Genomic DNA, 13,611 nt, shown 5'->3' on the forward strand with positions numbered 1-13,611 from the left:
GTCAGAGTCGGATCAGCAGAACTCGTCGCATTGCTAAGGGTAACCTGATAGCGATAGATACTACCGAGGGTCCCTGTGGAGGGAGAATCGGCCGTAATTGTCCTGTCCAAGGTCAGTGTGGTCCCTGTTTTAGCAATCACACGGGAACCAGATGGAATGCCAGCCGTATTTCCAAAAATGACATCTCCCACCTCAAAGCCCGTCGTTCCAGCAGCAATAGTGATCGTGGTTCCTGATGCTGCATAGGTCACGCTATGGGGTCACCCCAGCCATTGTGAGCACTGCGCTGCCATTGAGTCCATAAGCTCCAGTCGCACTGACACTTCCACCAAAGGTATTTCCCGCGTTCTCCAAAACGAGCGTGCCATTACCATTTTTCGCGATACTCATTGCACCACTCACCTCACCGCTAAGAGTAAGCCCCTGCACGACATTAGAGGCACTTGCGTTGTTCACTTGGAAAGTAGGCGCACTTTGCAATGTCGTTGCTCCAGTCACCTGCAATCCATAACCGTTGTTGTTTGCTAAAGTGAGTGTGGTCAATGGGTTGGCACTGATCGTCAGGGACTCGATTTGCATGGTTTTGTTCACCGCCTGGCCGAAATATGGCGCATACGCTGTTCCCAGCCTCCCGACCGAGATAGTATTGCTATTATTGAGCGTGATATTGTGATTAAAATCCGCGCTCTGCCTGCTGCCTGTCCCGTCAAGATCATCCACCAAAAAGAGGTTATTAAAGCGATTGAGAGCAAAGGTGCCGCTATTGTAGGCACTGGCTCCTTCGATGCGCAGACCTGCTTCTGGCTCGAACTCCAACGTCCCTAGGAACCCAGAATTATTTCCTGAGAGCGCTACAATACCGCGAGAAACATTCGCATTACCGGTCCGCTGCGGCACGCCGAAAACAGGTGCCTCCAATGCTGTAACAGTCGTTTCTGCATTCATCACGGTGGATCGAATAACCAATCGGGATGCTGTTCCACCCGTGATGGGCGAATCAATCGTCAAAGTCGCCCCAGGGTCAGACGTTGGCAACCCACCAGCGATGGCATCCAACACCAATGATCCCCCATAGGTCAAACTAGCACCACCAGCCGTAACCGTAGCTGGCTTTGACAGCACAATCGAAGTACCATTGGTAATGCTAGCAATTGTCGTTCCAGCCTGGATACCCGCCCCAGTCACGATCTGGCCGACATGCAAGTTCGAAGTGCCAGAAGGAACATTCACAGTAGTGCTCAAGTTCGTCGTATCTGATGTGATAACGGCCGAATTGATTGTGATTGAGTTTGTGCTGCTTCCGAGCGTCGTCGTGGCCGCATTGAGGATGGACTGAATCACCCCCTCCCGGTTCACTTCCACGTTGTTCAAGAATGTAGGACCCACACCAGCCAGCGTCGCACTCTTGGAGTCGAGGATCAGATTGGAGCGATCTAGGCTCACCGTTGCAGAACCGATCGGATTGAATGCCCCGGTAGCCGTGCTGCCCTTAAGCACCAGCGAAGGATTGGTGCTCACTCGAATTGGTGTTGTAGCTGCTGCCGTTGCCTTGGTGGACATCGTGAACTGAGTAGCTGAGTCGATCGAGGTGATGAATGCCCCCTCTGGAATTCCAGCGCCTGTCACTGTCATCCCTGGAGTTAGACCCGCAGTCGTTGTAGCAGTGACTCGAGTTTCTTGCCCCACGGTCACTGAAGTCGTTCCTGTCACTGAAGTGACCGAGCCCTGAGGAGCCAAAATGGTTCCTACGCCCAAAATGTTCTGTTCAGCAGTTTGATTGAAAAACAGACGCCCCGTCCCGGTCTTCTGCACGGTCATATTCCTACCTCCATCAGTCACCACCCCATCGAAGGCCAAATTCGGATTCGAAAACAGCGTCACCGTCCCGGCACCACCTGCCGTATGGCCAAACGTAGTCGGATTCCCCGTCGTGCCGCCAAAGCGGATGGTCTGACCAAAACCACCGCCACCACCCGCTACTTCGACATCTGCAGTTGTTGTCGCCTTGAGCGTGAGCATCGTTCCGGTGTTGATTTTCAGAGCACCTAACTGGACCGCAGAGGCACCCGAGAGACTTCCGACACCCTTTAGGTTGATCCCTGAATTTCCGGCGATGACCACATCATTTCCGTAGTTCACCGCCGAGCTAGCTCCACCAGCGGTATTCGTCTCCGCACGGTACATGATACTCGCGAGACTGGTACGCGTGCCCGTAGGGGAAGCGGAGTACCCCAGATTGAGCGAGCCACCGCCCGTTCCCTGAATGTAGTCCACCCGGATGTCGTGATAACCAGCGCCTAGCTGAACCAGTGCACTGGACAAATCGGCTGCGCCTTTTCCACCGTCATTGTTCAACACCAGCATGCCGTCGATGTAAATCCGAGCCGCATCATCTGGACTGGCGAAGAAGTGATAGCCGCCAGCATTGTTAATATTGATTTTGCCCACATATTGGACAGCATAGTTCGCGACCGTCTGCTGAGCCAGTGTTGCGTCCTGATAGCGCATGGAAGACTCCACCCCGCCCTGAAGCGAGTTCACCGTGATCGTGGGTGTGATTCCGAGTGAGCCAAGCACCGCATTCGGCGAGATAGACAGTGTGGGATTTGCCTGGGTGATGTTTTGGGTAAGACGGATATCTATACCATTGAGGATAGTCTGAATCGTCGTTCCGACAGGAATCCCAGGTCCAGTCACTGCTTGCCCCACTGCTACAACAGAAGTCATCTCAGCTTCACCACATTCTGCGAAGCGGCACCCGTGCTTAACATACTCCGACTTGGATAGGACTCACCCGTTGCTGTTTGGGTAAAGTCCACCCGGCTCGTATTGGATGTCGCCGGAATATCAAAAACCCGGCCAGACAAGCCGGTGGCACTGCTTGCAGTAGGACGTAGATCCAAGGTCGATCCGGCATTGAGCGTGATTTGATTTGTTCCGAGGGGGTTGTAGGCGCTACTTGTGCGGTTATAAACTTCGAGAGAGGTTTTGGCTGTGGCCCCCGCAGCTCCTACTGTGATGCCACCTGTCAGTGTGTTGGCAAAATTGGAGCCACCCGCACTGCCCAGCACCAACCGACCGAGCACCGTGCTCGTTGTCGATGGCGTCACGATGCTCAGGCCATTGCTACCAGAGAGAGCCACATTCATATTCGTGGTAAAGGCAGTTGTTGTCGTTGTGCTGCCAAGGGTGATGACAGGTGTTGCCGCTCCATTTTTAAGCACCAATGAGCCTGTTGGAGCCGCTGGGGTTCCACTTGAGTTCAGAGTAATGCCACTATTCAGAAAAGTCAGCCCCCCAACTTCCATCCCGAGGCTGTTCACATTGACGGTGAAAGACGAAGTCGTGTTGTTACCAAAAACAGCTATATCCTGATTCACCCAGGCTGCTCCGGCACCAGGAGTCGTCGGCGGGGCGACGGTGGTCCAGTTCGCCCCTGTAGCATTCCATGTGCCTGATGATGTTCGACTAGTGCCGACGATCCAATACACGGTCGCGGCCTGCAGTGGCGTAGCGACTTGTTGGAATGCCACGAGCAGCATCATCAGCCAGCCCAAGAGGATTCGATTTTTGCGGAGCGTATTCATGTCGGAAAAATGGTTGCGGAAGAAAAGCTGAAAAGCGTTGTGTCGGAAAGGTATTGCCTAAGGGAAAGCCCAGCGGCTTCAAGGCGTCACACTGCACGTAACTTGAGCGTCCAAATCGGGGCTGGATTCAAGTTTTCGGCAGGGGGTGTGACGGAGTATCATGTGTTGAATGGAGAAAGGCTGAATTCTCGACTCGGGTCAGACAGAGATTTCCGGCTTTACGTTCGAGAATAGCGAAGATGCCTCGCTACCGTCAATGCAAATACATGGACACTACAAAAATCGTTTTCGAAGGATCACGGTACGACCAGCGCCGAACCATCTAAAATCTCCACAAGAAGATGAGAAATTTCCCCAGCTTCTCGACTCACCAAAATACTAATTCGATGCTCTCCGGCGGCGAGTTCCAGGGGCATTTCGGGGGCTATTTCCTTCAATTCTACCCCATCCACCGCCATGATGATGCCTTTTGTGACATTTAGTCCCAATTTCACCTTTCCCGCCGCTTCTGTTTTCAAACCAAATTGCACGATCTTGGGGAACCATGGATACATCTTTTGAGCGGCGGGAATGTCCGCCAGCGGGAGGTCGCCGTTTACTTGACTGTAGGCAGTTACCCAGGGATAGGCATGCTTTGAGTCATTTAGGGCAAAACTGCCAACATGGCGCACATGATCGATATCGGCCTGCTCCATTTTGCCCATGGTCTTCCAGGTGCGGACGTAGCGATTCGGCTGCGTTTTGAAGGCCCCTTCCCGGCCCAATTCGGACAAAAATTTCACCAAATCTACGAACTCATCTTCCCGCAGGCTCGCGGTCAAACCGGGCGGCATCATGCTCACCGGGCTCATCTGGCGACTCGCCACGGCACTTTTTGCCACTTTGACGACCTGATTGGCCGGGTCACGGATCGTTAGTTCCTCCGCCCCGTCGTTCACGAGGCCCCCAGAGATGACACCACCGTCTTTTTTGCTGACGATGACCATGTGGTAGCCTTCTTTGATCTTTTTGCTCGGCTCCAGTAGGCTCTCAACCAGGTAGTCCACGGGAGCGGATGCGCCGATGCTCACCAGATTCGGCCCCAGCAGCCCGCCGCTCTCACCGATGGCGTGGCAGCTCATGCAGAGGAGCTGCTGGCGGCGGTAAACGGCCTCACCACGGGCTGCATCGCCGTTTTTCTTCACTTTTTCCACTAGGGCGGCCATTTCCGGCCCGGTGAGCGGGCGGTCCATCTGCTTCACGCCACCAGCCTTTTTCAGTGCCTCAGCCAGTGGTCCCTGGATACCGCGGCTGCTGACCATGCGAATGCCCTCTACCGCCACGGCCTCTGGGATCGACTTCCCGGCTAGTTCCTTGGCCAAAACGCCAGGAAGCTGCTTATTGGCCAAAAACAGGCCCAGCACCTCTTGCGCCGCTTTGCCATCCGCCGTGCTCAAAAACTCCAATGCACGTTTCGCGGCCAAAATGGGCCCCGTACCGGCCAAACCCTCAAGCATGAGCTTTTTCCGTCCCGCGTCCTTGGCTGCCATGAACTCGTGATCGAACAAATCCCGCGTTTTAGTGCCTCCGAGGAACATTAGACCTCGCATCGCCCCTTGGCGCACGCCATCCAGCACATTCGGGGCGGAAAGCAGCGCCTCTAGCCGCTCGCGGGCAGGTTCCACCTTCCAAAGCCCGGCCAAGATGGCGGCTCGGTGCACTACATGGGGCTCAGGCCGCTCCAGCCAGGCTGTCACTGTGGCCGCAGCGCCCTCTGGCAGGATTTTGCGATCTGTCGCCGCTTTCACCAGTGCGTCCAGTAGGCCTATATAATGAGGAGCCAGCGCAGGATCTTGCACCATGTCGGCCACTGTTTTGGCCTGAGCTGTATCTACCGCTTCTCCAGCCATCGCCAGCACGGCATTGGCATCTTCTTGAGCCAGTTTGCCCCCCCTCAGTGCGGCAAAGAGCACTGGCAAAGCATCACTGCGCCCGGTGCTCTTCAGTGCATAGACGAGATGCTTCGGACGCTCATCTAGCTTGATCTTCCCCGCTGTGACGGCGGGCATCCAGACCTCTGCCAGATCGCGGCAGAGCTGCTCTAGCGAGAAGTCCAAGGACTCATCCATGGGTGCATCCAGCACTCGCAGGGCTAGATCCACTGCGGCAGCCTTTTTCATTTCTGCGGCTAGCGCCAGAGCCCACAGACGCACCTGCGCATTGTCATCCGCCACCGCCTTTTCCAGTACTTTGAGCGTATCAGGGAGTTGCTTCCAGCGGTGGGTCAGTATCCGCAGTGCCGCAGCGCGGATGCGGGCATCATTATTATCCCAAAGCCTCCTCCAAATCGCTGCGGAGAAAGAATTCGCCCCCTCGCTGGCCCACGCTGCCTCCAGAAGGGCATGCGCATCCGCCGGCTTGGCCGAGTCCAGCTTTGCCGCCCAGGCATCCAGCTCTGGCAGCACTTTGGCACTGCCTTGATCTCGCAGTTCCCGCTTCGCAAAAGTCCGCACATACTTGCGGTCACTTTTCAGCATCTCCAGCAGCTCCGATGTGCTCGCCCCGGAAATCTTCATGCGAGGACTTGGCGCACGTCCCTTTGCCGTGATGCGCCAGATGCGGCCATGGGTGTGATCCCGGCGATCGTCACGGAAGTCCACCTCACCGTGCTGGATGATCGGATTGTACCAGTCTGCGATGTAGATCGCGCCGTCAGGCCCGACTTTGACGTCAATAGGCCGGAAGGCCCGATGCGTGCTGGCCAGCACATCTGGTAGCTGTTTGGCGATATAGCTGCTCCCGTTCGGCGTGAGCGAAAAATGATTCACCCGGTTCCCCCGGAAGTCATTCAGCACAAAGGTCCCCTGCCAGTCCGCCGGCCAGTGCGGATCCTCGACGATGTCCATGCCGCTCTGCTTCGGCTGCCCAGGGCTCAGCCCGCTGAGAGTCCGCCGTGCCCCAGGTGATGTTTTGAAGACACTGCCAGGGAAAATGAAGTTCACGCCCTCGCTACCGGCTCCATCACAGGCAAAACTCTGCCCCCAGCGGTCAAACTCAAAGCCCCACGGATTGATCAGCCCCTTGCTGATCACCTCCGCCCGCCGTGTCTCTGGGCGGAATTCCCACACACCACCGCCCAGCAGCCTGCGCACACCATAGGGCGTCTCGACATGGCTATGGATATAGATCGACTGGAGGAAGTAGAGCATCCCCTCTGGCCCCCAGCGCATCGTGTGCAGCAGGTGGTGCGTGTCCTCCGTGCCAAAGCCACTGAGCATAATTGTGCGCTCATCCGCCTTCAGATCGCCATTCGTATCCTTTAAAAACAGCAACTCTGTCGAGTTCGCCACATAGAGACCGCCATCACCGGGTGCCAGCGCAGTGGGGATGTGCAGCCCATCGGCAAAAGGCGTCGATTTGTCCGCCTTCCCATCCGCATCGGTATCCTCCAGCACCACGACCAGGTCCTTGGCAGCCTCGCCAGGCTTGATATGCGGGTATGTCGTGCTGCAAACCACCCAGAGTCGGCCCTGGGCATCCCAATTCATCTGCACAGGCTTCTGGATCATGGGCTCTGAAGCAAAAAGATTCACCTCCAGCCCCTCCGGCACCACAAAGGACTTCAATTCGGCCTCCGGGTTGGCATCCGGCAACTCAGCCACCGAAGTGGGCTGCGAGGCCATCGTCAGCGAGGTCCAAGCGACAGCAAAAGGCAAAAACAAAGCAAAGGCAGGTCTCATAAAAGCGGGCCTACATGTTCGCCCGTGTGCCACCATTCTGGCAAGTCTTCTCTGAGGGGAAAATCAAGCCTGGGGGCTCAGCCCAGGCAAATCGCCCTTGGGGTCATCCTCCTCAAAACCAGCGCCCAATTTAAAGAAGAAGTTTCAGGTTCCTTATTCAAAGAGTGAACCTCATCCCTGATAGCAAGGACGGCTCAAGATGGAGCAAGATAGGCGCTAGACGGGGCTATGGGCACTCCGGTAGCATGTAGGGCATGAGCAGCTTCAGACTCCGGCCCCGTTTTTCGCATGTGATCGACTTGGGCGTGGAGGCGGCGCGGGAGCGCATCGTCAATGCGGTGCGTGAGCATGCTGACCGCTGTGAGGTAAAGAGCTTCCCTGGCTATGTGAGCCTGCATGTGCTGGAAAAGGACCTCCATTACTGGTCTCCACGGTTGAGTCTGAGCCTGGAGCCAGCGGGCGATGGTCACACTCGCGTCGAGGGCACTTACGGCCCGAATACGAATGTGTGGTCGGCCTTTTTGTACGGCTACATGCTGGTGGGCTCCGCTGGGGTGTTTTCAGGGCTATTGGGTGCCTGCCAGCTCTGGCTGGGGATGCGGCCATGGGGTCTGTGGATCCTCGTGGCCATGGCTCTGATCGCGGCAGGCATGTATATGTCTGCACAGTTCGGGCAAAAGATCGGGGCACAGCAGACCTTTCTCCTCCATCAGGTCTATGAGGAGGCCGTGGGGGCAGGCGTCGAGATCGGCTAATTTTGAACATCCAGGGCAGCTCTTCCCTGTTCTTGGCATAAAAAACCCCCTCACGGAGCTTTCCAACACGCTTTGGCCTGCTAGCGTGCCGGTTCGCCCGCGAGTTTTTTTCGCGGGCTCTTTGTCCCCCACATGCCCGCACTTACCGACTCCATCCCTGCCCTGCTTCAACCTTTCGATGCTCGCATCCGTCAGGAGGCGGAGCGACTCGTGGATGATGACGCGGTGACAGGTATCGACCTGCTCGAAGAGGAAATGATGGCCGAGGTGAAATTCGATGACCGTGCCGCGAACGTGCGCTGGCTCTACACACCGAGAGGCTGGCTGGGCGAGTGTGATGCGGGTGATCGCGCGATGGACGATCTGGCGCTGTGTGCCTCCCTCGTGGCCGTGCAGCGGCGTGAGGCCCGCGGCACGCTCCCCGTGCCACATGCAGCAGAGGAGGACTTCGAGGACACCATCACAAAGAAACTGGGGCGTCCGCTCGACTCGAATGAGGAAAACTACATGGCGAAGCTGGAGAAGCGCTATGAGCGTGTCACCCTCACCGGCAAGATTTTCGACCAAGACATGGTCCGCCTGCACCCGAAGTGGCAGATCAAGACCACCGAGCCCATCACCCTCTGGCCAGAGCAGCCGAAGTCCCTGAAGCAGTTCTGGAGCTACATCGCCGTAGCGCTGGCGGAGAAGGGCCTCGCGGCACCCGCCTTCCTACGCGGCATCGCAGACGTAGAGGCCACGCGGGACTCACTCAAAGACTGGCGCCATGAGAGCACGGTGCCACAGTGGCGGGCACGCATCCGCCAATTCAACGAAGCACGCGTGGCGAAGATGCCACCGCGGCTGCGCACGCTCAATTTCCGCATGATCGTCAGCGTGCATGAGGCACGGCTCCAAGTCTGTGACCTCGCACGGGAGGAGGCAGAATTCGTCAACGTGCATCCTCTGGAGGTGGATCGCTACGGGAAGCAGTTGCGTGACGGGCTCGTCATCACCTCTGCTGCCTCAGAGCTATTGCTGGTGAATTGCCTCACACAGAGTGAAGGCGGCGCGGTGGGTCCCTTTCGACTCGAGGGTGAGGCACACGCCACCTGGCTCGCTGGATTATTCCAAAAGCCCGCCCTCAGTGAGCTGCTACTCACCCGTGATGAAACCCCCGTCGAGCGTGTCGCTGAGCCTCTGAAATGGAGCAGCCGCGAGAGCGATGATGGCCGCAAACTGCTGCTCACACTCATCACCAGCACAGACGAGCCCGCACCACTGCCCCTGCGCATTCTGCGTGGCGTGGACACCTTTTATTTATCCGTCGATCATCTCTTTAACGGCCCACCTTGGCTGGGGGATGAGTCCTTGATCGAAAGCGAGATCGCACTGCCCATGGAGGCCGTCGCCACGCCCGAGGGCATCTCCTTCCTCAGCGGCCTGGAGGTGCCCGTGCCGCCGGGAATTGCCTCACGCGTCAAGCATGAGGCCTTGCGCGTAAAAATCACCGCCGCGTGCAAGGCCCGCATCCCCTCTGGCGGTGGCGCGGAACACGCCGTCTTTAAGCTCCAAGCCATCGGAGCAGACGGTCGTGCCCGCGAAGTACTCACCCCACGCGGCTGGTCCCCCCTACTGCGTGATGCCGATGAAGGTGAAGAAATCATCGTCCGTGATCGCGATGCACTGCGCACCGCCGAGCGCATCGTCGCAGATGGCCGATTCGCGTGGGACTTTGAGAGCAATGCCTTCCGCCACCGCATGGCCAAGGACTTCCCGGATTGGTTCCACTCCTGGGGCACCACCCTACCCGAAAACATCGAACTCGAGGCCGACGAACAGCTCGTCACCATCCTCGCAGACCCGCTCATCGCCCGCGTCCGCCTAGAGGCAAAACAAGGCGGCGACATCGACTGGCTCGATCTACGCATCGTCTTTGACATCGAAGGCGCGGACTTGAAACCCGCCGACATCCGCCGACTCCTCGCTGCCAAAGGCGAGCACGTCCGCCTCGCAGATGGCACCTGGCGCCGTGTGAAGCTGGAGCTCAGTGATGAGCAAATCGCCATGCTCGACAGCCTCGGCATCGACTTGGAAGCGGAAGGCACCGACACCCACCGCCTCCACTGGCGCCAGCTCGCCCAGGAAAAAGCCATCGAAATCGTCAGCCCCAAAGCCTGGGAAAAAATCGTCCACCGCATGGAAGAGGCCAAGCTCGACGAGCAGCCACCTGTCCCCGCCGAGCTTACCGTCACCCTCCGCCCCTATCAGGTCGAAGGCTACCAATTCCTCACCTACCTCACGCTCAATCGCTTCGGCGGCATCCTCGCCGATGACATGGGCCTCGGTAAAACCCTGCAAGCCATCGCCTGGGTCCTCTGGCTCAAATCCCGCAAACCTGCAGGTGGACCGCATCTGCCCACACTCGTCGTCTGCCCAAAATCCGTGCTCGACGTCTGGGCGCTAGAATTCAAAAAAGGAGCCCCACACCTCCGCGTCCTCGTTTTGCACGACCGCGACCTCTTTGACCTCAAACTCGTCCAAGAGCAGATCGACGTGCTCGTGCTCAATTACGCCCAACTCCGCAGTTTCGGCGAAGAACTGGCGCTCATCCGCTTTTTGGCCTGCATCCTCGATGAAGGCCAACACATCAAAAACCCCGACTCCCAGACCGCACGCAGCGCACGCGGCCTCCGGGCCGATAATCGCCTCGTTTTGAGTGGTACACCGCTCGAAAACCGCCTCCTCGACCTCTGGAGCCTCATGACCTTCGCCACGCCGGGAGCGCTCGGTGATCGCAACTACTTCCACCGCAATTTCGACCGCCGCAAAGACTCCAAAGCCAGCGAACGACTCGCAGCACGCCTGCGTCCCTTCCTGCTCCGCCGCACCAAGTCCCAAGTCGCCCGCGATCTGCCCTCACGCACGGAAGAAGCCCTCATCAGCGAGATGAGTGGCCGCCAGGCCGAGCTCTACAAAGAAGAGCTCGCCCGCGCCCAAATGCTCGTCCTCAGCAGCAGCGGCTTTGACATGGTCAACAAGCGCCGCTTTGCCCTACTCCAAGCCCTGACCCGCCTCCGCCAGATCTGCTGCCACCCCAGCCTCGTCGATAAAACTGCCGAGAACGAGGAAAGCGCCAAGCTCACCGCCACTCTCGAGCGCATCGAAGAACTCCATGCCGAAGGACACAAAGTGCTGCTCTTCAGCCAGTTCGTCAGCATGCTGAAAATCATCCGCACCAAACTGGAGGAGATGAAGCTCCCCTACCACTGGCTCACCGGTGCCAGCACCGACCGCGCCAGCATCGTCAAAGCCTTCCAAGACGACGACAAAGCCAGCGTCTTCCTCCTCAGCCTCAAAGCCGGCGGCAGCGGTCTCAACCTCACCGCCGCCAGCTACGTCATCCTCTACGATCCGTGGTGGAACCCCGCCGTCGAAAACCAAGCCATCGACCGCGCACACCGCATCGGCCAGACCCAGCCCGTCATCGCCTACCGCATGCTCACGCGTGCCACCATCGAGGAAAAGATCATGACCCTTCAGCAGAAGAAAAACCTCATGATCAGCAACGTCCTCGGCGAAGGCGGCTTCACCAACCTCCTCCAGAAAGAGGACTTCGAATTCCTCTTCGATATCGAAGCCCAAAGAGTGTGACCGAACCCGGTCACTTCATCGGCAGAGTAATCGTAAAAGCCGTCTCGATCCCGGGCCGACTTTCCGCTTTGATCGCACCTCCATGAGCTTCCACGGCTCGTTTCACGATGCTGAGGCCAAGTCCGGTGCCTTTCACCGCACTGCTATGATGTTTCCCGCCGCGAAAGAAGCGCTTGAAGATGAAGGGCAAATCATGCGCAGATATTCCTCTTCCATTGTCACATACCTTTAGGACACATTCCTTTTCGGTCCATCGGCCACTCACTGTGACCACCAGCCCCGCCTGCGGATTTTCTTTGAGCGCATTCTCGATCAAATTCATGAAAATCTGATCCCAATAAAACCGATCTCCAGCGATGCGGCCACTCTGCGGCTGGAAATCCAGCTCGATCCGGGCATCTCGCCCCTCCAGCATCGGCGCTAGGTGGTCGATCACATCCTGCACGCACTGCCGCATCTCAAAAGACTCGCGATTGAGCTGGAGTGTCGAATCCTCCAGCCTGGAAATGCTCAACATATCCTCCGTCAGCCTTTCCAGCCGCTTAGCATGCTTCTCCATCGTGCCAATGCAGCGCGGCAGCAGAGATGGCGTATCTCGCAGTGTCTCGATGTAGCCATTGATGATCGTCAGCGGTGTGCGTAGCTCGTGAGAAGCATTCGCGATAAAATCACGCCGAATATGCTCTGTGCGCACCATCTCCGTCACATCCCGGAGCATCAGCCAGGCCGCCCCTACCCGGCCATCAGCCAGCGGTGCTGCCTCCGCCAGGAAATGGCGACCGCTCAGATTCGTCGCTCCCTCCTTTGAAAGCATCTGCATTGGCCGTGAGATACGCCGCCCCTCGCGTATCGCCTCCTGCACCAACTGCGCTGGCTGATGATCACGCAGTTCCTCGATCAGCGTGCGCCCCGTATGCACGACAGGCCGCTGGAGCAGCTCCGCGAGCGGCTTGTTCGCGAACCGTATCCGCATCTCTCCATCCACGATCAGGACACCTTGGGTGATCTCATTGAGAATCGTCTCAAAGAACTCATGCAGCCCCTTTTCTCGGGGCAGCTCGTCCGCCGCTGCCTTCGCCTCAGCAGCAGCTACCAGGATGCGATGGGACTCAACGTGCTTCAAATCGAAGATCTGGATAAGCTCAAAGGTTCTAGCATTCTCGCGCCACTTCACGCGCCAGAGCGCGGCCAGAGCCAAAACGAGCAGGATGCTGAGGATGGTAATCATGCAGAATGCGGCACCTGAAACTGGTACCCAGTGCCGCGCACCGTGACGATGCAGACACCGTCGTCTCCTAATTTTTCCCGCAATCGCTTCACATGCGTATCCAGCGTGCGGGTATTGCTCTCTGCACTATAGCCCCACACCTCACGCAAGAGATCAGCACGGGCATGCACCGCATCAGGGCTCTCCATCAGCATCGCCAGGAATTTGAACTCCGTCGTCGTCAAATCCAGTGGCTGACCACGCAAGTAGAGCTTTAAATTGACTCGATCGAGCACAAAAGCTCCACGCCGGATCTCGGACGAAGCCACGACCTTCTTTGTTCGCCGCAATACCGCACTGATCCGCAGAAAAAGCTCACGCGGAGAGAATGGTTTGGTCAGATAATCATCCACACCTTGCTCCAGCCCGACCAGCTTATCGGTGAGCTGCGATTTGGCAGTGAGGATGATCACCGGGATATTCGCCGTACGCGACTCAGCCCGCAGGCGACGCAGCACACTCAGTCCATCGAGCCCCGGCAGCATCAAATCCAGCACGATCAAATCAGGCTGGTACTCCACGGCTGCGGAGAGCGCTTCCAGCCCATTATCCACGCAGATACTCTCGTGCCTCTCGCGTGCTAGATGCAGTGCGATCATTTCAGAAATGTCCGGTTCGTCCTCGACGATCATGATTTTGCCCATGTGGTC

General features: G+C 57.6%; 7 protein-coding genes. 2 read left to right on the top strand and 5 right to left on the bottom strand.

The window, feature by feature from the left end; all coding sequences use genetic code 11:
- Nucleotides 1-252 precede the first annotated feature (252 nt).
- The 3 genes from IPK32_24895 to IPK32_24905 all read right to left on the bottom strand — a co-directional run bounded on the left by IPK32_24895 (nucleotide 253) and on the right by IPK32_24905 (nucleotide 7,306).
- Nucleotides 253-2,727, bottom strand: a complete 2,475-nt coding sequence (locus IPK32_24895; GenBank protein ID MBK8095117.1) for a hypothetical protein — start codon at nucleotides 2,725-2,727, stop codon at nucleotides 253-255.
- Nucleotides 2,724-3,587, bottom strand: a complete 864-nt coding sequence (locus IPK32_24900; GenBank protein MBK8095118.1) for a hypothetical protein — start codon at nucleotides 3,585-3,587, stop codon at nucleotides 2,724-2,726. The genes IPK32_24895 and IPK32_24900 overlap by 4 nt, the downstream gene beginning before the upstream one ends.
- Nucleotides 3,588-3,883: 296 nt before the next feature.
- A complete protein-coding gene (locus IPK32_24905) occupies nucleotides 3,884-7,306 on the bottom strand; it encodes a sorbosone dehydrogenase (protein ID MBK8095119.1) in 3,423 nt (1,140 codons plus the stop codon).
- Nucleotides 7,307-7,560: 254 nt separating this feature from the next.
- On the opposite strand from IPK32_24905, the gene IPK32_24910 reads away from it, so the two are divergent.
- Both IPK32_24910 and IPK32_24915 read left to right on the top strand, forming a co-directional pair.
- On the top strand, nucleotides 7,561-8,061 hold the full coding sequence (locus IPK32_24910; protein MBK8095120.1) for a hypothetical protein: 501 nt from the start codon (nucleotides 7,561-7,563) through the stop codon (nucleotides 8,059-8,061).
- 132 nt (nucleotides 8,062-8,193) lie between these two features.
- Nucleotides 8,194-11,694: a DEAD/DEAH box helicase gene (locus tag IPK32_24915; GenBank protein MBK8095121.1), complete on the top strand. Its 3,501-nt coding sequence runs from the start codon at nucleotides 8,194-8,196 to the stop codon at nucleotides 11,692-11,694.
- A 10-nt stretch (nucleotides 11,695-11,704) separates the two neighbouring features.
- On the opposite strand, the gene IPK32_24920 is transcribed toward IPK32_24915, so the two are convergent.
- Both IPK32_24920 and IPK32_24925 read right to left on the bottom strand, forming a co-directional pair.
- Nucleotides 11,705-12,922 (bottom strand): PAS domain-containing protein, encoded by a 1,218-nt coding sequence (locus IPK32_24920; protein ID MBK8095122.1) that lies wholly within the window; start codon nucleotides 12,920-12,922, stop codon nucleotides 11,705-11,707.
- On the bottom strand, nucleotides 12,919-13,605 hold the full coding sequence (locus tag IPK32_24925; GenBank protein MBK8095123.1) for a response regulator transcription factor: 687 nt from the start codon (nucleotides 13,603-13,605) through the stop codon (nucleotides 12,919-12,921). The genes IPK32_24920 and IPK32_24925 overlap by 4 nt, the downstream gene beginning before the upstream one ends.
- Between the last annotated feature and the right edge of the window lie 6 nt (nucleotides 13,606-13,611).

It is taken from the genome of Verrucomicrobiaceae bacterium, from assembly GCA_016713035.1.
Taxonomy (GTDB): Bacteria; Verrucomicrobiota; Verrucomicrobiia; order Verrucomicrobiales; family Verrucomicrobiaceae; genus Prosthecobacter.